We start from the raw sequence: 23,082 nt of genomic DNA on the forward strand, positions 1-23,082 counted from the left end.
AACCGACGGCGATGATCTCGCCTTCCTGCGGCTTTTCCTTCGCCGTATCCGGGATGATGATCCCGCCAGCGGTCTTGGATTCGGATTCAACCCGGCGAACGACCACGCGGTCATGAAGCGGCCGGAACTTCGACTTTGCCATTTTTTCTTCCTCGAATGAGAACGGTGAGAACTGTTCCTCCGTCCGGCGAAGCCGGACAAACAAGCCCGGCAGCGCCGGACCCTTGGTTGGCACTCACCGATGGCGAGTGCTAACGTGCCGGTGAAATAGGCCCTCGGTTGGTACTAGTCAAGACGGAAGAGGGGAGGGGCGAAGAGCAAAAGATTTTGGAATCGGCGCTGAAGCACCGGCCCCTTTAACGTGAGGAGAAAGCTCTTTCTGCATCTCTGCTGCCAGTCGCTCGTCCCCACCGGCTCAAAACATCTCCGCCAGCGGCGCCTCCCGTGTAGCCAGTCTTGACCGACACCGAAAACGGCGAAATCAAATCATCCATGAACGCAACAAGGCACCCGAGAATCGACACCGGCACACTATCGGGACGTATCGGTTATTCTCGGTCACCAAGACGACCATCTGGACGCCTTGTCGCCGAATAGAAGCTGAGGAATATGCCCGCAGTTAGTCGCTCGTTAATCATGCGGGGCATAGCCAAGAAGCGTCGCTGGCCCAATCGAAATGTGACCTTAAAAACCCGGCACCCAATCCCTCCAGATTGTGCCGGTCTTTTTTGCTAGCGAGGGCAAGGGCTGAGAGGTAGTTCTGTGCATGGCGATCGTATCGTGTTGCGATGCGACGCCAATTCTTGAGCTTGCAGTACTGCGCCGTGCGGCGCGTATTATTCTGACCTGAGCCTGACACCAGATGCACGGTCATTTACCGCTTCCATCCGCAAGGAGCTGGAGCAAGAACTGTTCTCCTCGATGCCAATATTCCGCAGAATGACAAGGTTCGTTTTCTGTTGGCGGCGATAACCGGATAGCGTCCACGGTCACTGAGCAACGCTTGGGGGGCGTCCCCAATCGCGCGGCGGACTCGGCGTGAGGGATGACCGTCGCCGTCCAGCAGATTGCTGGCGGCGGCAACAACGACACGTCTGGCTTGGCAGGGCGGCGCAGAGATCAAGATCGAGACGTCGCTGGTCGCGCGGGGAACGGTGCACCCGACCAAACTGTGAGCGACGCGGTCACCGGCAAATTCGCTTTGCCGAGATGCAGGTCCTGGCTCCTTGAGCCTCGTCGGGCTGGGAGGGTGGCTCATCCTCTCGATGTCACTATCATCTTCTGCCCTTCTGGACCCTTCCCCGCGGCCGCCTCTCGTCCCGCAATCTCTTTTCTCATTTCTCCGATTTCACAAATTATGGTTTGTCCCTTCCGTTCCTGGACCGAAGCCATCCGCGAATTTCATCGGCGCCGTGAACCCACAAGGCCAGGCCTTGCCAGCCCAAAAACGGCACGATCACAAGACCGGTACTCATGGCAGAAAACGGAATGTCGGGCTTCAATGCCATTAGAACCCCGAGAGACGCCGCAAAGGTGATAAAGTAAATAGACATAATTATTAAGATGAATGAAACGACAAACAACCAAAATGTCGATACAATACTTTGAATTCCTGATGGTGGTCTGCGCGAGTCGTAAAACTTGGAAACTGTCTGTCTCTTTATTTCAGCGAAAATGATCCGAACTCCATTCTTGACGATCCGGCCGGCTTCATGAACCCTCGGATCGGTCAAAACAAACGCGGCCCCTTTTATCGCACCCTGCACTGTTATTGATAAATGGCAATAACCGCAATAAGAAGCAGCCATTTGAGTGTTTCAGGAGATTTCTCGATCAGTTGCTCAGACAATTTCATGATTTCCATATCGGTTCCTCCTTGGATTATGTGCTAACGACCGCGTTGCTTGTAGCTGGTTGTCGTCCTCTGGTGCGGTTTTCGAACGGGGGAGCCACAGTTCGGCAGCCCACCACGTCGGGCCATTAGGCAAAGATCTGCACGCTGTCTCGAGCAGTGCGTCGGGGTCTACTTTTGAATGGTCTCCTCGGGCTGACCGTCCAGCTGGAGCTTGACGATAATCGGATTGTAGCCAGGCACTATCTCGCGCAGCCGGGCATCAATGACGGCGCCGTAAGAAAGGAGGGTGAGAAAGCGATCGGAAGATTCTGGAGCAGGTATTCGCGCAAACTCCGTCGGTCGGACATGAGCGCTATGTGCTCAGGCTGGATGTCGCGAAGCTCGACTGTGGTGTAGTGATCCTCGGTGGGCCATCCTCGATATGAGCGATGGTGGTGTGCGCGCTGAGCAGGCCTATCAGCGAGCTGCGTTGAGACGCCGGATCGTTGCGATCCTTCTCGAGGTGCTCCTTCTCTTCGCGAATTCGAAGGTCTTCAGCGTAATCGTAGGCGCCCGGGCCTCCCAGCGCCTCCTCCTTTTCGGCCTCGAGCACCTCCTTTACGACAATAAAACTCTCCCCTGAAGCCGAACCCCTAGACCGCCTTACCGGGCCGCCCAGCCGCAACAATCCTCGTTTCGACCACCGCCGTATCATCCGCGCTTCCCCCTTCCAAAAGTCGGCCTACCACAGGAAACGTTTCTCGTCCGCCTCGGTCCTCTCCATGCCCTGAAGCCGAAAGATTTCTTCAACCGAGACGATGTCCTTATGGACGTTCTGCACGCCACCCTCGGCGACGATGCGGCGAAAGGCATCCTGCATGGCGGTCGTGGCGGCGCGGATGCCGTAGTTGCCGTAGATCACCATGCGGATATTGCCGAGCGCATTTATTCGGGTTGCGTCGAGATCCGGATAGGCATTCGGCACTATGGTGAGCGGCACATGGCCATCCCAGGCCCGCGCGAAGCTTTTGATCTCGGACGGATCCTTTTTCTTCGAATGGATCAGGATCATGTCGGCCCCGGCCTGGACATAGGCCCTGGCGCGCTTCAGCGCCTCCTCTTCGCCGAGACTGGCGATCAGCGCTTCTGTCCGGGCGATGACGAGGAAGTTAGGGTCGGTGCGGGTGCTGATGGCCGCCTCGATCTTGCCCTGAAACTCCTCGACCCGAAGTAGTTCCTGGCGGCCGCCGGCGGCGAGGCTGGTGACCTTCGGGAAAGTCTTGTCCTCGATGACAACCGCCGAGGCGCCGGCGCGTTCATATTCGGAGATGGCATGGATAACATTGATCGCATTGCCATAGCCGGTGTCGATATCGGCGACGATCGGCAGCGACGACCGGCCGGCGATCGCCCGCAGCATGTCGAGGTGCTGCGTCATCGAAATGAGGCTCATGTCCGGCAGACCGTAGAGGGCGGAGAGCTCGAAGCCTGAGGCCCAAATCCCGTCGAAACCGGCTTCCTCGGCCAAGACGGCCGAAAGCGGGCTATGGGCCGCCATGATGTGGACGAGGCCGCGTTCGGCCATGCGGTCACGCAGTTGCTTCGCTTTGCTCATACGTCTTCTCGCTTTCGGACAGGGCGGTGCAGGCAGCGAGAATGCGGCCGCAGGCGCGCTTCAACTCGTCCTCTGAGGCGGCATAGGAAATGCGGAAATAGGGTGAGGCCATGAAGCCGCTGCCGGGCACGACCGCCACGCCGAACTCTTCCAGCAGATGCATGGCGAAATCCATGTCGTTTTTGATCACCTTGCCCTTGCCGGTCACTTTGCCGATAACACCGGCGCAGGAAACGAAGACATAGAAGGCGCCGTCCGGCACGCGACACTTCAGGCCCTCGGCTTGATTAATCTGCTCGACGACGAGATCGCGGCGCTTGCGGAAAGCGGATACGAAATCGACGATGTGGTCCTGGTTGCCGGCAATGGCCTCGATCGCCGCATATTGCGAGATCGAACTGGTGTGCGACGACGTTTGGCCCTCGATCGTGTTCATCGCCTTGATGAGGTCTTTCGGACCGGCCCCGTAGCCAAGGCGCCAGCCCGTCATGGCGCTGGACTTGGAAACGCCGTTGACCGTCAGCACCCTTTCAACGAGGTCCGGCGCGGCCCCAGCCATCGTTGCGAAAGGCACGTCATAGACGAGCTTTTCATAGATATCGTCGGAAAGGACGTGGACATGGCTGTGTCGGCGCAGGACGTCGGCCAGAGCGGCCAGATCGGCCTTGGAATAGACCGCGCCGGTGGGATTGTTCGGCGAATTCAGCATCAGCCATTTGGTGCGCGGCGTGATAGCCGCTTCCAGGTGTTCAGGCTTCAGCTTGAAACCCGACCGCTCGTGGCAGGCGACGAGCACCGGTTGGCCGCCGGCGAGCCGCACCATGTCCGGATAAGACACCCAGCAGGGCGTGGGAACGATGACCTCGTCTCCGGCATCGAGGGTGGCGAAGAGGCCGTTGAAGACGATCTGCTTGGCGCCACAGCCGACGGTTATCTGGTCGATGTCATAATCAAGCCCGTTGTCGCGCGAGAGCTTCTCCCTGATCGCCTCGCGCAGCAGCTTGACCCCGGCGACCGGCGTATAGCGCGTCTTGCCATCGAGGATGGCGGCGATGCCGGCCTGCTGAACGGATTCTGGCGTGTCGAAGTCCGGTTCGCCCTGGCTCAGCGTGATGATATCGACGCCTTGTTCGCGCAAGGCGCCCGCCTTGGCGGTCATGGCTTTTGTCTGGGAGGGGCGGACGGCCTGCAGTCTTTTGGCGAGTAGCGGCAATGGACTTTCCTCAAAGCAGGGGAGTTAATGCCCAGAGCTAGATGAGGCGCCCTTAGCTCGCCAGTTTAGGCATCGCGGAAAGCGGCCAAAAGGATCGCGTTTTGCGATGCGTCATTGCGGTCAAAAATTATTTTCCGGTGTTCTCCTCCTCGGTCTTTTTCCGGCAGAGCCTAATGAGCCAGCGGCAGAAGGCGCGGGCGAGATCCGGATTGCCGCTGCGATCGACCGCATAGGCCCGGTACTGCATGCCGCTCGGCGCGCGCGAGCTGGGCAGCACGTCCAGGAGGCCCTGCCTGATCAGATCCGCGACGATGATATTGGGTGTCACCAGCAAGGTCTGACCGGTCGTTACCGCCGACAGGGCCAGGTAGTGGTGGTCGTAGCGTGCCCCGGAGATGATGTCCGACGTCTTCAGGTCCATGCCGCGAAGCCAGGTCGGCAGGATGTCCGGCCGCGACGTGACGGCAATCACCGGTGTGGTGCGCAGCGCTTCGAGCCCGCGGCCGGCGACACAGTCGGGCGCCCCGACGCAGACGAGTTGTTCGTCGTAGAAATCCCATCGATCTCCCGGTTCGCTCAGCGTCAGGTCTCGGGTCAGAAGCACGTCGAAGCTGTCGGTTGAGGCGGGGGCCGACAGGGTGCTGATGACGTCGACCGTGACGCCGCCCATTTCCTTCGAGAAGTCGCTCAAATTGGGAATCAGCAGCGTATAGGCGAACGTCGAGAGCGACGTCCTCACGACGAGCCGGTTGGCATCTTTCCCGTCACCGCGGCGCATCCGCTTTGCCGTAAAGAAAATCGTGTCGAGCGGCTCGCCAACGGCATCGGCGAATAGCCGCCCGAAATCCGTCAACTGACTCTGGCGTCCGTGCCGTTCGAGCAGCTTGGCGCCGAAATACTCTTCCAATACCGCGAGGTGGCGGCTCACCGAGCTCTGGGTGATGCCAAGGGTTTTCGAAGCCCGGGTGACGCTGTTGTCGCGTGCGACCTGCACGAAAGCCCGAACAGCATTGAGCGAAAGATCTTTACCGTCTGACATGGCCGGTTTTAGCCGCCTTCCTGGATTCATCCAAAAGAGCGTGTTTGTTATCGCATTATTCGATGATTGTCATGCTGTTGTAGCACATCAGATTGAGTAATCCCGCTCGTTCTCGCCGGGCACCTAGAAGTGCCGAAGGCCGTAAACAAAGAGATCCCACAGCCCGAAGCGACATCGTTGCTTTGCGCAGCTACACAGGAGCCAGGTACGCACATGATTTCGATAACGCGACGTAATCTATTGGTAGCCGGGGCGGCAAGCAGTCTTCTGGCAATGACTGGAGTACCTTCAGCGAAGGGCCAGGGCGCCGCTCGCCGGACACTTAGAATCGGCATGTCCGGCTTCCCGCCCGCCGTCGAGCCTGTTTTGTACGCTCACACCGCGACGCGGCGCGTAGCGCCGCAGATGTTCGACACATTGCTCGCCTTCGACCAGACGTCCGCTATGACGTTACGTCCGGCCCTTGCGGAGCGTTGGGAACGGGTGAACGCCAAGTCAGTTCGTCTTTTCTTGCGCAAGGGTGTGAAGTTCCATGATGACGGTGAGTTCACCGCTGAGGATGTCGCCTTCACTTTGAGTCCCGAGCACCTGCTTGGCCCCGACATGGCAGGCAAATCCACTGCCATGCAGACCTTGGACACGATCGACAAGGTCGAGATCGTCGACAGCCACACCGTTATCGTTCATGCCAAGGGCGACGATGCATTGCTTGAGAAGCGGCTGGCGTCGTGGGGCGCCGAGATCGTCAGCAAACGCGCTTTCGAAACTGCGGGTTCCTGGGACGCCTGGACGGCAGCGCCGGTCGGAACAGGCCCGTATCGGATCGTCAGCCAATCTCTTGATGTCGACGTCGTTCTGGCTGCGCACGATGCCTACTGGGGTGGGCTGCCGCCCTTAGAAGGGATTCGTTTCAGGATCATCCCGGAACTGGCTTCACGGGTGAACGCGCTCATCGCAGGCGAAGTGGACTTCATCACGGATCTCTCTCCAGACATGTTCTCGGAAATCGAGAAGCACCCCAAACTCGAAGTCTCCGGCGGCCCCGTTCAGAATATCCGTGCACTGAATATCGATACGACCGGTCCGATCCTCGGCAAAGTAGGTGTGCGCCGCGCCCTCAGCCTCGCGATCGACCGAGAGGCTATCGTCCAGGCGCTCTGGCAGGACAGGCTGCTCATTCCCAACGGCTACCAACTCCCCAGCTTCGGCGATGCGTATATCGAGGACTTCCCGGGTCTCGCATACGACCCCGACTTGGCGCGGAAGCTCCTCGCAGAAAGCGGCTACAAGGGTGAAACAATCACCTACCGACTGCTCAACAACTATTATCCCAACCAGGTTGCCGGCGCGCAGATCATGACCGAAATGTGGCGAGCGGTCGGCATCAATATCGAAATCCAGATGATGGAGAACTTTGCCCAGATCGAGAGCAAGCCGATCAACGCAATCTTCGACAGTTCAAACACCGCTACCTTCCCGGACCCGCTCGGCCACGCTTGGCGCGTCTTCGGATCATCTGGGGAGAACGTCAAAGAGGGTATCTGGAGCAACGAAGAATATTTCGCACTTGGCGAAAAGCTCAAGGAAACCGCCGATCCACAGGCGCGCCGGTCGATCATCCGCCGGATGCTCGAGATCGTCGACCGGGAAGATCCGCCTTGCGTGATCCTGCACGGCTCCGGTCAGTTCTATGGCAAGCGCAAGGATATAGCGTGGGTCCCGGGGCAGACACTCGACCTGAACTTCGGTCCTTCTAACGCCGCCTATACGCAAAACTGATGACCACGCGAGGAGGGACGGCGATGGCAAATCCCGCCGGCACCGCACCAGCATCCGCTTTGCCGGCGGCTTGGTCGTCGCAACCGTTGCTCATGATCGAAGGCCTCACCGTCGACTTCAGCGGCGTCCAGGTAATTCGGGGGATCGACCTCACGGTCGCACGGGGCGCGTCACTCGGTATTGTGGGCGAGTCAGGTAGCGGCAAGTCCGTCACCTGGCTTGCCGCGCTCGGGCTTCTGCCTCGCACGGCTACCGTGTCGGGAAGCATTCGGCTGGACGGGGAAGAACTGCGTGGAGCAGCAGCCACGCGGCTCGATCGGATCAGGGGCGGGCGCGTGGCGATGATCTTCCAGGATCCGTCCAGCGCACTCAATCCTGTCATCCGGATTGGGAGACAGGTTGGCGAAGTTCTCGCGCGACATCAGGGGGTGTCGGGATCAAGCATTCGAGCGCAAACGAAACGTCTTTTTGACCTCGTGGGCCTGCCGGACGCAGCACGCCGGTTCGATGCCTATCCCCATGAGCTGTCCGGCGGCCAGAACCAGCGGGTCATGATCGCCATGGCGCTCGCCGGAAAACCGGACGTCCTGGTTGCCGACGAGCCGACAACCGCGCTCGACGCCACGATCCAGGCTCAGATACTGGATCTCCTGACAACCATTCGTCGCGAGAGGGGCATGGCCCTTGTCCTCATCAGCCACGATCTCGGCGTCGTTTCCGAAACCTGCGAGCGCATCATGGTCATGTATGGCGGCCGCGTCGTCGAGACGGCGCCGTCAGACTCGATCTTTGCAAACCCGCGGCACCCCTATACGCAGGGGCTTCTTGCGGCCTTGCCGCCTTTCGAAGGCGCGTTGCAACGGCTCATTCCCATCGAGGGGCAGGTGCCGGAGCCGGCGAACATGCCTCCGGGGTGCCCGTTTGCGCCCCGTTGTCCGCAACGTATGGCGGTTTGTGAAGTAGCCATTCCGCCACTCGCGCAAACCGAAGCCGGCCGCTTCTCCGCCTGTATAGCAGGGCCCGCCAAGGAGGCCCAGCAGCCCTTAAAGCTCAGCACAAAAGTGCCGGCATGACTGCAAATATTCTTGAACTCCACGGCATTTCCCGAAGCTATTCGACGCGGCAGGGCCTCTTCGCAAGAAAGATGCCTGTCCATGCCGTTGATGAAGTGTCGCTGTCGCTGCAACAGGGCCAGACGCTGGCGCTCGTCGGCGAATCCGGTTCGGGAAAATCAACGACAGGACGGATAGCGCTCGGGCTTGAACGGCCGAACGGCGGACATGTGCTCTTCCGCGGGTCTGAACTGCCGCCGGTCGACACACCAGCGTGGCGCCGTATGCGCACGCAAATGCAAATGATCTACCAGGATCCGCTCGCAGCGCTGGACCGCCGTTTGTCCATCCTCGATCAGGTCCGCGAACCACTCGACGTTCATGACATCGCTTCTGCGTCCGAGCGGAACATTAAGGCGCTGGCCATGCTTGACGCGGTCGGCTTGAATGCCAGTCATGCCTCAAGCCTGCCGCATCAGCTGTCGGGTGGGCAGCGTCAGCGTGCTGTTCTTGCCCGGGCGCTGATCATGCAACCGGCGTTGCTGGTCTGCGACGAACCGGTCTCGGCTCTGGATGTATCGATCCAGGCCCAGGTGGTGAACCTGCTCATGGACCTCCAAAAGGACCTACGTCTCAGTCTTCTCTTTATCAGTCACGATTTGAAAGTGGTTCGCCAGGTCAGTCAGCGTATGGCTGTGATGTATCTCGGCCGTATCGTCGAATATGGCGAGACAAATCTTCTGCTCTCGAACCCCACCCACCCCTACACCAGAGCCTTGGTCTCGGCAGTCCCTGTTGCCGGCCGGCGCACACGCGAGCGCATCATCCTCAAAGGCGAACCACCCAATCCCGCAGACCGTCCGACGGGCTGCGCGTTCCACCCTCGCTGTCCCGTCGTGCGGCCGGAGTGCATGAGCGTCTCCCCCACATTCTCAACTCTGCCGGACGGACGCTCCGTCGCCTGTCATGCCGTCGATGCCGCCCAACCGACCAAGGAGGTTGGAATCTGATGCTTCGGTTCGCTGCTATCCGTATCCTCCGTGCTGTTCTGACAATCGCGCTGGTGGTGACATTTGCCTTCCTCGTGCTCAGGCTTTCCGGAGATCCAGCGCGCAGCATCATGGGGGACGACGCCTCGCCCGAGGCCATGGCTGCCTTTCGCCGGGAGTGGGGTCTCGATCAGCCTCTCTGGATGCAATACCTCCACTACTTCGCAGCAATTTTTCAGGGCGAACTCGGCCGCTCGATGCGTGGCGGCGGGCCTGCGCTTGACCTTGTCCTGGGACGTATCCCGGCAACGCTCATGCTGACCCTGCCTGCGCTTCTGATGAAACTGGCGATCGGTATTCCAGCCGGTATCTATGCCGCTTTGCATCGGGACAGCGCCATTGACCGCGCCGTCATGGTCACGGCCGTTGCAGGCTATACGGTGCCAAGCTTTGTCCTCGGCCTGGTATTGGTTCAAGTCCTGGCAATCTGGTTTGCCTGGCTACCGACCGGCGGCACGGGCAGTCTACAGCATCTCATCCTGCCGATCATTACTCTCGGCGTTGGCGGTGCCGCGGTGCTCGCCCGCTTCGTTCGCAGTGCGATGCTGGAGGTGCTGGGGCAGCCGTACATTCGCACTGCGAGTGCCAAGGGAATCCCCTGGGCCGCAGTTGTGCGGGGTCACGCCCTGCCGAATGCCGCAATTCCTACCGTTACCATTGTCGGCTTCATGGTTGGCAATCTGATCGCTGGTTCGGTTGTGGTCGAGAGCGTGTTCTCCTGGCCGGGTGTCGGCAATCTGCTGGTCGTGTCGGTGACGGCGCGGGATCTGGCGGTCGTACAATGCATTCTGCTGCTGGTGGCCGTCGCAATGGTGCTTTCAAATCTCATCGTCGACTTCCTCTACGGTTTCCTCGATCCGCGTCTCTCGACCGGGGGCGCTGAGACATGAACATGATGGAAAAAGTGACCGAAACGGCGGCTGGCGAGCGAGAGAACACCAAGCACCGCCGTATCCCAATCTCCGTTTCCGTCAGCGCCCTCTGGATTGCTTTTATCGTCGTTGTAGCGCTGCTCGCGTACCAGATCGCCCCGTACCAATACACCGCGCTTGATCTGCCAAACCGGCTGGCCTCGCCATTCCACCCGCAACATCTGCTCGGAACGGACGAACTGGGACGCGATATTCTGTCGCGATTGATCGTGTCCGTTCGTATCTCGGTTCTGGTTGCTCTGGGCGCAACGCTGATTTCGGCTTGCTTTGGCACGACCATGGGCTTTGCGGCGGCCCACTTTCGTGGGCGCGTCGAGCAGTTCATCCTGATGCTCGCTGACTTCCAGGCAGCCATGCCGTTCCTCGTCCTATCGCTATCGGTACTTGCGTTTTTCGGAAACGCTTTGCCGTTGTTCATCGGGCTGATGGGGCTTTACGGCTGGGAGCGCTATGCCCGTATCGCACGCGGGCTTGCGATCTCCGCCAGTGCGCAAGGCTACGCCGGCGCCGTTCGTCAATTGGGAGCGAGCCCAAGGCGGATATATCTGCGGCACATCCTCCCGAATATCGCGTCGACGCTCATTGTTTCCATGACGCTGACCTTCCCGGAGATCATCCTCATGGAAAGCAGCCTGTCGTTTCTGGGCCTTGGTGTTCAGCCCCCGATGACGAGCCTCGGAAACATGCTCGGCTATGGCCGGGAGTATATGACACGTGCGCCATGGATCATGTTTGCGCCAGCTACGTTGATCGTTACCACGACGCTCTCCATCAGCTTGTTGGGCGACTGGCTGCGCGACCGGTTGGACAAGGGACTGCAGTAACGTGGGAATGCAGCGAAGGCTGCCGCCTCATCAGGGACAAGATGATCAAACAGATGCAAGGTTTCACAAATGAAACGATTGTTATTGGAGCGTGGGGCAATCGGTTGCTCGAACGAAACGACGGAAATCGAGCCCGGCATGGTGCTCCCATATGAGTGGCCCTGGTATGTCCGCGGTCTCGGAGCGTTCATGCTTGGAAAATCAATTCATCATCGGCGCCGACTCTTCCGAACCATGCTGGTCTTTGTCGCGTGATCTCGCGATATGCGACTGCTAGCGAAATGGCGTCTTTGTCAACGTGAACTGCGAGATACACGGTATGCGCTTCCTCATCGTCAGTTTCGACGGCCTGCGCCCTGACCTAGTCGCACCCGACCTGACGCCGAACCTCTGCCGTCTACAGGCCCAGGGCATCACTCTGTCGAACCATCGCACGGTCTATCCAAGCGAAACCCGCTCGGCCTTTCCCAGCTTGGTGACCGGTTCGACCACGAGCCGGCACGGCATGGTTGGGAACATATATGTCGACCGTTCAGTCACTCCGTCCCGCTACATCGACACAGAAGACGCGGTTCTCCTGCGCAAGCTTGACCTGGAAAGCGGTGGGCGGCTGATGTCCACACAGACACTAGGGGAAATCCTCGCTTCGGCCGGTCGGAGTCTTGCCGTCTTGGCCACCAACTCGCCCGGCACCACGCGCTTTTTCCACCACAAGGCGGAGGATTTCGGGCATGTTCGGCTCTCGGGGCATTTCCGCGAGGTCTGCACGCCGGACGATCTGCTGGCTGAAGCCGAAGAGCTTGTCGGGCCGTTGCCGCCGAAACCGCCCAGCACTAAGCCTGACAAGGCCGGCCAAGACTGGATCACTTCAGCGTTTCTCGATGTCATTTGGCCGAAATACCGGCCGGACGTCACGGTCCTCTCCTATGGCGAGCCAGACCTCAGCTCGCACTTCCACGGCACAGGCGCTGAGGCGACTCGGGCCATCATCGCGCATTGCGACCGCCAGTTTGGCCGGGTGCTCGACTGGTGGGAAGCGGAGGGACGTGCTGAAGGCGTACAGATCATCGCGATCTCCGACCACGGACACATAACGGGTCATACCCAGGTTTCGGTCGTCGAGCGCCTGCGCGATGCGGGCTACCGACCCGGTACGGCACCCGCACCGGATGTCGATGTCGTGGTGGTGCCCGGGCAGGTCGGCGCGCTCTATCTCGCTGACCCAAGCGACGAACGGATCGCTCGGATCGTGGCCACGATCACCGGCGAGCCGTGGTGCGGGCCGGTCTTTACCCGCGCTAAGAATGACATCGAGGGCATCGCCCTCGGCAGTCTCGGCAGCCACCTTGTTTTCATCGATCATGTCCGCGCGCCGGACGTGTCCTTTTGCTTCCGCGCGAATGACAGTGTCGATCCATTCGGCCTTGTCGGCGGCACGTTCTACGAAAACAACCGCCGTGCAGGCCTCGGCGTTCATGGTGGTCTTCATCCTAGGGAACTGGTCGCCCTCGGTGTTGTTGCCGGTTCGGCTTTCCCCGGGCAGGGGTCCGTTTCCGTGGTCCCATCTGGGATCTGCGATTTCGCACCGACCATTCTGCACCTCTTGGAGATAGCGCAGCCGGAAAGCATGACCGGCCGGATTCTGACCGAAGTTGTGGAGCCAGGACAGAAGGCCGCTCCCGAAAGTCGCAGTGAAGCTTTTGATACGGGGCTTGGCCGTTTCAGGCAGGTTCTTCGGCGTGTCCAGGTCGGAGCCTCGACCTACATCGAGAGCGGAACGGCGGAATGATAGGACCGCATGTTTGCGCAGAGGCAAGCCTTCGACGAAAGAAAAGGCGACCATAAACGTGATGCGCCGATGCTTGATGCGCCTTTCCAACGCGACCTCCACTCGTATGCCATGTTCCAGCTCGACTTGGACGCATGCGCGCTGAGGCCCATGGGCATGGTCCGCACCAACCCACTCCACCCAGATATCGTCGAAAGCTTCTCTTTGAGGTCGCTGAGATAGATTAAGATGGAAAGGAGATTCTGCTTGCCAGTCCCTTGTTCCTGCAACAATCGATCCAGCTCTGTTTGCTCGGCGATGTCGCCGTTGTAGACGCCGGCGATCGCGACCAACCATGTCATGTCAGCGGACCAAAAGCCGATCCCGTGCTTCTCCCGGGCCACACCTGGGAGACACGCTGGATTTTCCATTGGTTTGCCATTTTTCTTTCCCCGTTTCGTACCGACACTACGTTTCGGCGACCTCCTGAAGGCGCTCTACAAGAAGCCTGTTTTCGTCGAACGTCCGCGCAGCAATACGCAGGTACCGAGTTCCCTTGCTGAGCGTTTTAGCCCCGCTGTGGCGAATCAGGACTCGATGGTGCGCAAGGAGCTTTTCCGCGAGCGCGGCTCCATCTGGCCAATCATCTGGAAGGCGGCAGAAGACGAAGTTTGCATCCGGCCGAAGTACATGCATATCAGGGATCTTCGCGAGTTCTGAATAGAGCTGGTCGCGATCCCGACGCACCTGAGTCCAGCTTTCCTCCGCTTCGCGCTGGTAGCTCGGCAGAGCGTGGAGGAAAAACTCTCCTAATGTACTTACATTCCAAGCCGGCAAATTTCTTCGCACGGCAGAGATCAGCTTTTGATCGCTTGCGAGCATGTAACCGAGACGTAGCCCGCAAACGCCGAATATCTTCCCCAGGCTTTTGAATATCACCAGGTTTGGATATTCTTGGATTCTGTCCTCGATACTTCCGGAAGCACCCTCTGGGGTGAATTCGACGAACGATTCATCGACGATGATTCGAATATTTCGCGCTAAAAGTATTTTTGTGAGGTGGAGAAGCTCCTGCCGCAAAACTCCCCTAGAGGTTGGATTGTTCGGCGAAATGACAACGACCGCGTCGGCGTTATGCGCTATCGCATGCCAGGCGAACTTCTCGACATCGAGCTCGAAGTCCGGAGCAGGTAAAGGAAACCGCGCCAGCCGTTCGGGCGACACCACCTGCTCGTATGGATTGAAGGTCGGTGTCGGAACGGCTAAGCGCCAGTTTAGCGCTTGGATGCTCGCATGAATCAGTTCCGCAACGCCATTGCCAACAGCGAGGTTCAGCGGATCTTGGGAAATCAAGCTGCCCAACTGCTCAGCAAGATGTGGCTGCGGTGACGGATAGCAACTGATGAGCTCGGGAAGCCGCTCGCCAAGCGCGGTATAGAAACCATGGGGCGGAAAGTATAGATTTACCAGCAGAACATGATCGGTGACACCATAGCGCCAATATCCGCCGGGAAAATCATGAACGAGTGAACGACTAAGGGGCTCGCTAGGCAAAGGTGTAGGTTGCATAATCTAGGCCTCCATCAATTTTGGTTCGGTCCAGATTGACCGACCCGTCCATGCATGAGTGTGGTGGAGTGTGATGACGTTGGTTTTCCCAGCTACGCGATCCAGCACAGGTTTTAAGATCTCGCCCCAGCGTTCGGAGCCGATTTGGCTCGGGACATCGTGGTAGGATCTCCACATTTCCAAGTAGGTGGGTGCCGTCATAGCCTCATAATGCGGCATGGCAATCGAAAGCACTTGCCGAATCGGCCCGGTTTGATGTGCACCATCTCGATTTGGCCAAATAATTTGTAGACGTTGTTTCGAACCCGTCTGTCCAATGGGATGCGGTTCCCATGCAGACCCAGTCACAGATGCGTCCGGGGGTCCGGTTTCCTCCGGTGAACCCACTGTCCATTCGAACCGTTCGACGGCCGGTCCGAATGCGGGTCGCTGATCCGACATTCCCTTGCTCGGTTCGATTGCGTAACCATGCAAACCCCGTTGGGCCAACATGCCGGTGAGCTTCCCGCCTCGACATCTGCAACGACTGCGCCCGGTCGTCTTGCCAGGATGAAAGAGGAGATCATATCGAGCGCTGCCGCCGCAGAAAGAGGGCAGCTAACATAGTGTTCGGCGACAGCGCCTAGATCGCCCCATTTGATCGGACTATTCATTTGCGAGCTGCTTTACCGCGAGGTGAGAGACGGACTGGCTTCGGCTGGCTACCCCGCCGAAAAGCCGCGATAAGCTAGGAATATTGATGCCACGACCGCGAAGACGGTGACCGCTGCATACATTGTGCGATTCATACTTGGCACGGCGATTGGCAGCACGTGCAGAACCGCAAGCAACAAGAAGAGTCCGCATGTAGCAGTGTTCCACAGTGGGACAGGAATCCACGCTGCGATAAGCAGAAGAACTGCCATAAGCGGAACGTCGTAGGAAAGCGGAACGCCGGTGAAATACCCTTTTGCGGACATCCCGAAATTGCTGAAATAACTCAATCGCAAAGCACCAGCGAGTATTAGAGCGAGCCCCGTTACAAACGGTAAGACACCGCCTGTTCCGATTTGCATTAGTACCGCAGCCGGAATGACGGCGCCGTACAGGAGGTCAGCAAATCCATCCAGACTCTTCCCCATATTGGCCGTCTCTGCCGACCGGTTTTTCGTTCGCTTCGCGACCACTCCGTCGAAATGGTCTGCTAAGACCGCCCAGAGCGCTGCCGCGATGGCAAGCTCCGGTTTGCCCGATTGCGCAAAATAGAGCGCGGTTCCTGATGCCAGGAGGCCAAGCATCGTGATCTGGTTCGCGCGGTCTGAGAGATAGATGATCATTGGAAGCCCTCCGATCCTATCTCGACACGATTTGATGCCGGAAAAGGGGATCCGCATAAGGTGAAAATATGTTTTCTGCAGTTCTTAGATCGGCCTCGCTGTCTATCTCGTACCATCGGAGCTCATCGCAGCGGGCAGCCGCAAGCCGGAGGCCGCGGCTTTCGATGAGATGAGCAAGAAGCTCCTCCATGTAAGCCTTGATCGCACCGGAACCGATGAGATCATCAAGGGCAGGCACGATTATCGTGCGCAGCGTGGCGTCGGAGAAGCGAATGAGATTCATTGTCTTGAAGAGAGCCGGGCCGCCGGAAACTAGGTCCGCAGCTGTTTGTTTAAGCCGAACCTCGGAAATAAATCCGCCTTCGGACAAGATTACTGCAGAGCCCTCCATCGACGGATGGAAAGGCGCTACTGCGGCTGAATTCGCCGAGTCATCTATCGTCAAGCGCCGAAGCGCGTCCTCCTCAAAGAAGACGTCGCCCTCGAGAAGATAGCAGTCTCCCGATAGTAACGCGTCGCGTGCCAGCCAGAGCGAATAGGCGCTGCCCGTGCGGTCGAAGACCGTCGACTCGACATAATTGATATCGAGCCCACCGAAGCGTCGGCCGCAGGAATATTGGATCGCGTCTTTGCGATAGCCGACGACGATCGTCACCTCCCGCACGCCGACTGCCTCGAGGTTCTGCAAGGCGTTGTGAAGGATCGGCGTGCCATTGACTTCGACCAGCGGCTTCGGCCTCAGATCGGTGAGCGGACGCAGGCGCGAGCCAAACCCGGCGGCAAGAATCACCGCCTTTCTCGGAGCAATTGCAGTCATGGGTCTAAGCCCCACTTTTTTGGTTGCTGCGACGATTCCTTCGGTTCCAGGCGTTAAGGACGCTGACCACACGCTCAAGGCCCGGCTCGAGTTGCTCCGGCGGAATGCCATAGGAGAGCCTGAGCCCCATGGGATCGCCGAAGGCAGTGCCTGGCACGCCGGCCACGCCGGCCTGCGCGAGCAGTGCGGCCACGATGTCGTCGGCCGTCCTGGCGCGACCATTGGCGAGCGTCGGCCGCAACAGGCCGGACAGATCGAGATAGAAATAGAACCCGCCCTGTGCTTCAGGTATCGGCACGCGCCGCAGCTCGGAGAGGGCGGTAAGCCCAGCCTGCCGCGCCGCCGTCAATTGACCCTTGAGCCGGGCTTCAAAGGCGCCATCTCCCTCACGCAGGTGGTGCAGCACGGCGTGCTGGGCAACGACATTAGGGTTCGATGTCGTGTGCGACTGAAGCGCCTTGACAGCGGAGATCAGTTCCTTCGGCGCAGCGAGATACCCGATGCGCCAGCCGGCGAGGGCCAGGCTTTTGGAGAAGGCATTGACGATCACCGTCCGGGCCCGGACCTCCGGGGCCAGTGACACGACCGGATGATGCCGATGGCCATCATGGGTGAAGGGGCCGTAACATTCATCGAAGATGATCCAGAGGTCCCGCTCGATCGCCAGCTGGGCGATGCCCGAAAGAGTCTCCGCGTCGTAGACGGCGCCGCTGGGGTTGGCGGGCGTGTTGACGACGATGGCCCGGGTCATCGGCGTGATGACGCGTTGGATGTCGTCGATCCGTGGAACGTAGCCGTTTCCTCGCGTGTCGATATGGACTGGGGTGCCGCCGGCGATCTGGACCTGCGCTGGGAATGTCGTCCAGTAGGGTGCGGGAATGATGACCTGGTCGCCGGGATTGATCAGCGTCATCGCCACGTTGAAAAGAGCCTGCTTGGCGCCGTTCGTCACGGCGAGCTCGTCGGCCCGCCAGAGCTGCCCTGTCTCGACCGATACCTTCCGTGCCAGCGCCTCGCGCAACTCCATCAAACCGATGGTGTCAGTGTAGCGGTTCAGGCCTTGTCGAATCGCCTCGATCGCTCCGTCCCGGATCGTCGGTGCCAGATCGCTCCAGATCTCGCCGGCCGTGAGATCAACAATCTCCATCCCGACATCAGCGGCCGCGTTTGCTGCAGCGCGCGCTGCTGCCGTGCCGCTTGAGCCGAACAAGCTCATCCGTCGCGCAAGCATGTGCACCCTCCACAACCAAGTTTGGTTGGTTCTTTCAATGCCTGGGGCTGTGTGATCTGCTTCGGCAGATACCGCCCTTCCGCCTGAGCCAGTTCGTCGTAGCCGATCAGGCTGAACAGCTCGTCGAGGCCGGCAACCTGGTCCTCGATCCCGGCGATGCTTTCTTCCGACCAGATGCGGACGCAGATGTCACGCATGCCAGCGATCGCCGCCCGCATCGAATGGTTGGCCCAGATCACGGCCGAAATGCCGGCGCCACGATAGACCGAAGCCGGTGTTTTGTAGTATTTGGTGGGGACGATGACGACCGGCAGCTTGTTGTTCCATTCCTTGGCGAAGGTCAGGATTTCGTCTGCGACGGCCTCGCGGGAGTGGATGAGAATTGCGTCGGCGCCGGCTTCTGCATAAGCGTTGGCCCGGGACAGCGCCTCATCGAGACCGTGACCGGCGATCAGCGCCTCGATCCGCGCGACGACGACGAAATCCGGTCCCGTCGTGTCGTTCACGGCCTTGAGCCGGCCGCAGAATTCGTCAATGTCAGCAAGCGGATGCCGATCGCCGACGAAGGAGTTTATTTTCGGGAACCCCTTGTCTTCAAGGCAGACGCCGCTGGCGCCGCGTTGCTCAAGCTTCCGCGCGACCAAGCGAGCATTGTTGAAATTTCCGAAGCCGCTGTCACCGTCGACAAGAACGGGGATGTGCGTCGCATCGACTATGCGCTCGACGACGTCGACGACTTGCGTCCAACTCGCTTCATTGGCGTCGCGATAGCCGAGCGCCGAGGCGATGGAAAGACCAGAGGCCCAGAGCCCTCGAAAGCCGGCACGCTCGGCAATCGCTGCCGAGAGCCCATCATGCGCTTCCATCAAAAATGTCAGGTCATTGGAAAGAATGAGCTCGCGAAGGGTCATCGATGACCCCGTCACCGGCAAGACTTGCGCTCCAAACGAAATCGCCTTGCTCATTGTATGACCTCCTCCATAAACTCAGGTCCAATGAACTCGGTGAAACGGGATGATTACTCATCGTCGCCCTGACCTCGCTGTAGAAAAGTCCTTTGGCCTACATATGCGCAATGGTCGTGAGATCCGCTGGAAGCGGCTCTGTGCCGGGGCGCACGTTACAGTTCAAGTGGCAAGAGCCATGCCAGCTAAAAAGCCGTTGTTATTGCAATAGTTGGCTTTGCGCGGCTGGTTCCGTTTGTTAGCGACGATACAATTCTGTCGGGATCGCGACAGTGCACAAGCTATATCACGGTGCGAGGTTGGCAGGTCGCCCACTAATCGTGATGTCCTTGGCCACGCTAGAGCGCGTCCTGTTTAATCCGGTTCAAATCGCACTCGACGGGGGTGAATTGGTCGAGGACCGAGTCCACGGCGTCCCACAGGGCCTTGATGGCCCCGCTCGGCCTTGGCGCGCAGCAGCGCCTTGAGCTTGGAAAAGGCGTTCTCGATCAGATTGTAGTCGCGACTGTTGGGTGGCAGGAACAGGAGAGTCGCCTCGGCTGCCTGTTCGATCGCTTCGCGCACGCCGGCGCCTTGTGCGTCGGCAGATTGCGGACGGCCTCGCCCTTGCCGACATTGAGATCAACACCATGCAGCCCGGGCACGCCGCCGAACGCCGCCGCCACACCGGCAAGCCGGATGGCTGGGCGGCATCAGCGCCACTGGCTTCGGAGAACGGCGCGTGGTCCGCGCCGTTCTGGTGCGCTTAGGCTACCGGGTCAGATGGCGTTTTCGGGCCGAGATACATTTGCGGTAAGGGGCTAGGCCGCCATGCGATATCCGCCTTCTGGCCATAGAGGAACGGCATGGAATGCAGCGGCGTGATGCAAGGGTCTTCGATCTCGACGATGTCCTGCATGCGTGCGGCCCTGCGCTTGCGAGATCAGTCTTTGTTTCAAGCTCATGGGCGCGGTCGGTCGGAGGCCCGCCGAAATCCCGTCGGCCCGTCGCCAGGCCCCCTCGCGCGTCTCGCCGCATCGCGGAAGCTTTCTCTGCAATCTGCCAGCCCGGTTGCCACTCCATTGCCGGCGACCGGAACAAGGCAACGCCTTCGAAAAGCATCTGAGTATTTAATTTGTTCGACTTTTCAAGTCTGGCACCGGACTTGCTTCGCCTTCGCATATCCCGGCAACAAGAGATGCCGCCGCCTGTGGAGGAAGTCCTGACGCCAGAAACATTCTACGAGGTCATGCGCCGGCAGGGGATCACTCGCCGAAGTTTCCTGAAATTCTGCAGCCTGACGGCGGCTTCCCTCGGCCTTGGACCAACCTTCGCGCCGAAAATAGCTTACGCGATGGAGTCCAAGCCGCGCATTCCGGTGCTGTGGCTGCACGGGCTCGAATGCACCTGCTGCTCCGAAAGCTTCATCCGCTCGGCGCACCCGCTCGCCAAGGACGTCGTGCTGTCGATGCTTTCACTCGATTATGACGACACGCTCATGGCGGCCGCCGGCCACCAGGCCGAGGCGATCGTCGACGAGGTCGTCGAACAGTACAAGGGCAACTACATCCTCGCGGTCGAAGGCAATCCGCCGCTCAACGAGGACGGCATGTTCTGCATCATCGGCGGCAAGCCCTTCGTCGAACAGCTCAAGCATGCCGCCTCCAACGCCAAGGCGATCATCTCCTGGGGCTCCTGCGCCTCCTGGGGCTGCGTGCAGGCCGCGCGGCCGAACCCGACGCGGGCCACGCCCGTCCATAAGGTCCCTGGCCTGCCGGACAAGCCGATCATCAAGGTGCCCGGTTGCCCGCCGATCGCAGAAGTGATGACGGCCGTCATCACTTATATCCTGACCTTCGAGAAACTCCCCGAACTCGACCGGCAAGGCCGGCCGAAGATGTTCTACAGCCAGCGCATCCACGACAAATGCTATCGGCGCCCGCATTTCGACGCCGGCCAGTTCGTCGAGTCCTTCGATGACGAGGGCGCGCGCAAGGGCTATTGCCTCTACAAGGTCGGCTGCAAGGGACCGACCACCTACAATGCTTGCTCGACCGTGGGTTGGAACGGCGGCCTCTCCTTCCCCATCCAGGCCGGCCATCCCTGCATCGGCTGCTCCGAGGACGGCTTCTGGGACAAGGGCGATTTCTACAGCCGCCTGACCCGCGTCCACGGCTTCGGCATCGAGGCCGACGCCGACAGGATCGGCACGACGGCCGCGACCGTGGTCGGCGCCGCCGCGGCTGCGCATGCGGCGGCAAGCGTGGTCAAGCGGATGCGCGGAAAGGGAGGGAACAACTGATGGGCATCCGGACGCCGAACGGCTTCAATCTCGACACCTCCGGCCAGCGCGTCGTCGTCGATCCGGTCACGCGGATCGAAGGCCACATGCGCTGCGAGGTCAACATCGACGAGAACAACATCATCCGCAACGCGGTCTCGACCGGCACCATGTGGCGCGGGCTCGAGGTCATCCTCAAGGGCCGCGACCCGCGCGACGCCTGGGCCTTCACCCAGCGCATCTGCGGGGTGTGCACCGGCACGCACGCGCTCACCTCGGTGCGTGCGGTCGAGGACGCGCTGGGCATCATAATCCCGGAGAACGCCAATTCGATCCGCAACATCATGCAGCTCTCGCTGCAGGTTCACGACCATCTGGTCCACTTCTACCACCTGCACGCGCTCGACTGGGTCAACCCGGTCCACGCATTGAGAGCCGACCCGAAGGCGACGTCGGAGCTGCAGCAGGCGGTTTCGCCGAGCCACCCGATGTCCTCGCCGGGCTATTTCCGTGACATTCAGAACCGGCTGAAGAAGTTCGTGGAGAGCGGCCAACTCGGGCCATTCAAGAACGGCTACTGGACCAACCCGGCCTATCTGCTGCCGCCGGAAGCCGACCTGATGGCGGTGACGCACTATCTGGAAGCACTTGACTTCCAGAAGGAGATCATGACCACGCGCACGATCTTCGGCGGCAAGGACATCCATCCCAACTGGCTGGTGGGGGGCGTGCCCTGTGCGATCAACATCGACGGTGAGATGGCGGCCGGCGCGCCGATCAACATGGAGCGGCTGAACTACGTCCGCAGCGTCATCGAGCGCACCATCGCCTTCGTCGACAACGTCTACATCCCCGACATCATCGCGATCGGCAATCTCTACAAGGCCTGGCTCTACGGTGGCGGGCTGTCGGGCAAGAGCGTGCTTGCCTATGGCGATATCCCCGACAAGGCCAACGATTATTCTGCCGCTAACCTGATGATGCCGCAAGGTGCCATCATCAACGGCAATCTCAAAGAGGTGCTGCCGGTCGACGTACGCGATCCCGAGCAGATCCAGGAATTCGTGCCGCACTCCTGGTATAAGTATCCGGACGAGGCCAAGGGCCTGCACCCCTGGGACGGCATCACCGAGCCGCATTACGAACTGGGGCCCAATGCCAAGGGCACACGCACCAACATCATCGAGCTGGACGAGTCGGCAAAATATTCCTGGATCAAGGCACCGCGATGGCGGGGCCACGCCATGGAGGTCGGCCCGCTCGCCCGCTATGTCGTTGGCTATGCTCAGGGCCACGAGGAAATCAAGGAACAAGTCGATTCCACGCTGCGCGTGCTCGGCGCGCCGCTCAACGCGCTCTTTTCCACGCTCGGCCGCACCGCTGCGCGCGCTCTAGAAGCGCAGTGGGCGGCCCGCAAGCAGGCCTACTTCCTGGACAAGCTGATCGCCAACATCAAGGCCGGCGACTCCTCCACGGCCAACACCGAGAAGTGGGACCCGAAGACCTGGCCGGCCGAGATCAAGGGCGTCGGCTTCACCGAGGCGCCGCGTGGCGCGCTGGGTCACTGGATCCGGATCAAGAACGGGCGCATCGAGAACTACCAGTGCGTCGTGCCGACCACCTGGAACGGCTCTCCCCGCGACAATGCCGGCAATATCGGCGCCTTCGAGGCCTCGTTGATGGACACCAAGGTCGAGCGCGCCGAGGAGCCGGTCGAAATCCTGCGGACCATACACAGCTTCGATCCGTGCCTTGCCTGCTCGACTCACGTGATGGGGCCGGACGGCAGGGAACTGGCCAATGTCAAAGTGCGGTAGAG

General features: G+C 60.0%; 21 protein-coding genes and 3 pseudogenes. 9 read left to right on the forward strand and 15 right to left on the reverse strand.

The annotated features are described in order from the left end of the window. The 7 genes and pseudogenes from DH08_RS06460 to DH08_RS06490 all read right to left on the reverse strand — a co-directional run. Positions 1 to 142: pseudogene (locus DH08_RS06460) on the reverse strand (co-chaperone GroES); the annotation flags it as partial. A gap of 588 nt (positions 143 to 730) precedes the next feature. Then, positions 731 to 832 (reverse strand): annotated as a pseudogene (locus DH08_RS06465) (IS5/IS1182 family transposase); the annotation flags it as partial. 523 nt (positions 833 to 1,355) lie between these two features. Beyond that, positions 1,356 to 1,808 carry a hypothetical protein gene (locus DH08_RS06470; protein WP_192178474.1) on the reverse strand — a complete coding sequence of 151 codons (453 nt, stop codon included), beginning with the start codon at positions 1,806 to 1,808 and terminating at the stop codon, positions 1,356 to 1,358. Between the two features lie 399 nt (positions 1,809 to 2,207). Further along, positions 2,208 to 2,447 carry a hypothetical protein gene (locus DH08_RS06475; protein ID WP_192178476.1) on the reverse strand — a complete coding sequence of 80 codons (240 nt, stop codon included), beginning with the start codon at positions 2,445 to 2,447 and terminating at the stop codon, positions 2,208 to 2,210. Between the two features lie 129 nt (positions 2,448 to 2,576). Further along, entirely contained in the window at positions 2,577 to 3,449 is an 873-nt protein-coding gene (locus DH08_RS06480) for an isocitrate lyase/phosphoenolpyruvate mutase family protein (protein WP_192178478.1), read from the reverse strand. After that, complete coding sequence (locus DH08_RS06485; protein WP_192178480.1) at positions 3,424 to 4,608, reverse strand: pyridoxal phosphate-dependent aminotransferase; 1,185 nt, start codon at positions 4,606 to 4,608, stop codon at positions 3,424 to 3,426. Before DH08_RS06485 ends, DH08_RS06480 begins: the two co-directional genes overlap by 26 nt. A 181-nt stretch (positions 4,609 to 4,789) precedes the next feature. Beyond that, the gene (locus tag DH08_RS06490) at positions 4,790 to 5,701 is read right to left on the reverse strand and encodes a LysR family transcriptional regulator (protein WP_192178481.1); all 912 of its coding nucleotides are present in this window, start codon (positions 5,699 to 5,701) and stop codon (positions 4,790 to 4,792) included. A gap of 333 nt (positions 5,702 to 6,034) precedes the next feature. On the opposite strand from DH08_RS06490, the gene DH08_RS06495 reads away from it, so the two are divergent. The 6 genes from DH08_RS06495 to DH08_RS06520 all read left to right on the forward strand — a co-directional run bounded on the left by DH08_RS06495 (position 6,035) and on the right by DH08_RS06520 (position 13,126). Further along, positions 6,035 to 7,480 carry an ABC transporter substrate-binding protein gene (locus tag DH08_RS06495; protein ID WP_246505820.1) on the forward strand — a complete coding sequence of 482 codons (1,446 nt, stop codon included), beginning with the start codon at positions 6,035 to 6,037 and terminating at the stop codon, positions 7,478 to 7,480. Between the two features lie 23 nt (positions 7,481 to 7,503). After that, positions 7,504 to 8,553 (forward strand): ABC transporter ATP-binding protein, encoded by a 1,050-nt coding sequence (locus tag DH08_RS06500; RefSeq protein ID WP_192178485.1) that lies wholly within the window; start codon positions 7,504 to 7,506, stop codon positions 8,551 to 8,553. Beyond that, on the forward strand, positions 8,550 to 9,542 hold the full coding sequence (locus DH08_RS06505; protein ID WP_192178487.1) for an ABC transporter ATP-binding protein: 993 nt from the start codon (positions 8,550 to 8,552) through the stop codon (positions 9,540 to 9,542). Before DH08_RS06500 ends, DH08_RS06505 begins: the two co-directional genes overlap by 4 nt. Then, positions 9,542 to 10,471, forward strand: coding sequence for an ABC transporter permease (locus tag DH08_RS06510; protein ID WP_192178489.1), 930 nt, complete (start codon positions 9,542 to 9,544; stop codon positions 10,469 to 10,471). The genes DH08_RS06505 and DH08_RS06510 overlap by 1 nt, the downstream gene beginning before the upstream one ends. A 2-nt stretch (positions 10,472 to 10,473) precedes the next feature. Then, positions 10,474 to 11,337 carry an ABC transporter permease gene (locus DH08_RS06515; RefSeq protein WP_192178663.1) on the forward strand — a complete coding sequence of 288 codons (864 nt, stop codon included), beginning with the start codon at positions 10,474 to 10,476 and terminating at the stop codon, positions 11,335 to 11,337. Between the two features lie 319 nt (positions 11,338 to 11,656). Beyond that, entirely contained in the window at positions 11,657 to 13,126 is a 1,470-nt protein-coding gene (locus DH08_RS06520; RefSeq protein WP_192178498.1) for an alkaline phosphatase family protein, read from the forward strand. On the opposite strand, the gene DH08_RS06525 is transcribed toward DH08_RS06520, so the two are convergent. The 7 genes and pseudogenes from DH08_RS06525 to DH08_RS06555 all read right to left on the reverse strand — a co-directional run. Continuing rightward, positions 13,099 to 13,536, reverse strand: coding sequence for a RidA family protein (locus DH08_RS06525; protein WP_192178500.1), 438 nt, complete (start codon positions 13,534 to 13,536; stop codon positions 13,099 to 13,101). The two genes, DH08_RS06520 and DH08_RS06525, sit on opposite strands and share 28 nt — an antisense overlap. 37 nt (positions 13,537 to 13,573) lie before the next feature. Next, positions 13,574 to 14,674: a pyridoxal phosphate-dependent aminotransferase gene (locus DH08_RS06530; protein WP_192178502.1), complete on the reverse strand. Its 1,101-nt coding sequence runs from the start codon at positions 14,672 to 14,674 to the stop codon at positions 13,574 to 13,576. Between the two features lie 701 nt (positions 14,675 to 15,375). Continuing rightward, on the reverse strand, positions 15,376 to 15,990 hold the full coding sequence (locus DH08_RS06535; protein WP_192178504.1) for a CDP-alcohol phosphatidyltransferase family protein: 615 nt from the start codon (positions 15,988 to 15,990) through the stop codon (positions 15,376 to 15,378). A gap of 16 nt (positions 15,991 to 16,006) precedes the next feature. After that, positions 16,007 to 16,807 carry a phosphocholine cytidylyltransferase family protein gene (locus DH08_RS06540; RefSeq protein ID WP_192178506.1) on the reverse strand — a complete coding sequence of 267 codons (801 nt, stop codon included), beginning with the start codon at positions 16,805 to 16,807 and terminating at the stop codon, positions 16,007 to 16,009. Between the two features lie 4 nt (positions 16,808 to 16,811). After that, positions 16,812 to 18,038, reverse strand: coding sequence for an aminotransferase class I/II-fold pyridoxal phosphate-dependent enzyme (locus tag DH08_RS06545; protein WP_192178508.1), 1,227 nt, complete (start codon positions 18,036 to 18,038; stop codon positions 16,812 to 16,814). After that, on the reverse strand, positions 18,020 to 19,003 hold the full coding sequence (gene aepX / locus DH08_RS06550) for a phosphoenolpyruvate mutase (protein ID WP_246800705.1): 984 nt from the start codon (positions 19,001 to 19,003) through the stop codon (positions 18,020 to 18,022). Before aepX ends, DH08_RS06545 begins: the two co-directional genes overlap by 19 nt. A gap of 338 nt (positions 19,004 to 19,341) precedes the next feature. Further along, positions 19,342 to 19,596: pseudogene (locus DH08_RS06555) on the reverse strand (transposase); the annotation flags it as partial. Between DH08_RS06555 and DH08_RS06560 the strand changes: the two are divergent. After that, the gene (locus DH08_RS06560) at positions 19,579 to 19,752 is read left to right on the forward strand and encodes a hypothetical protein (RefSeq protein ID WP_192178511.1); all 174 of its coding nucleotides are present in this window, start codon (positions 19,579 to 19,581) and stop codon (positions 19,750 to 19,752) included. The pseudogene DH08_RS06555 and the gene DH08_RS06560 overlap by 18 nt on opposite strands. Here DH08_RS06560 and DH08_RS06565 read toward each other — a convergent pair. Beyond that, complete coding sequence (locus tag DH08_RS06565) at positions 19,749 to 19,901, reverse strand: hypothetical protein (protein ID WP_246800706.1); 153 nt, start codon at positions 19,899 to 19,901, stop codon at positions 19,749 to 19,751. The two genes, DH08_RS06560 and DH08_RS06565, sit on opposite strands and share 4 nt — an antisense overlap. 279 nt (positions 19,902 to 20,180) lie before the next feature. Here DH08_RS06565 and DH08_RS06570 point away from each other — a divergent pair, with 279 nt between their 5' ends. After that, entirely contained in the window at positions 20,181 to 21,284 is a 1,104-nt protein-coding gene (locus DH08_RS06570) for a hydrogenase small subunit (protein WP_192178513.1), read from the forward strand. Continuing rightward, the gene (locus tag DH08_RS06575) at positions 21,284 to 23,080 is read left to right on the forward strand and encodes a nickel-dependent hydrogenase large subunit (protein WP_192178515.1); all 1,797 of its coding nucleotides are present in this window, start codon (positions 21,284 to 21,286) and stop codon (positions 23,078 to 23,080) included. The genes DH08_RS06570 and DH08_RS06575 overlap by 1 nt, the downstream gene beginning before the upstream one ends. Positions 23,081 to 23,082 lie beyond the last annotated feature (2 nt).

The sequence above is a fragment of the Mesorhizobium amorphae genome (assembly GCF_014843845.1).
Taxonomy (GTDB): domain Bacteria; phylum Pseudomonadota; class Alphaproteobacteria; order Rhizobiales; family Rhizobiaceae; genus Mesorhizobium; species Mesorhizobium amorphae_A.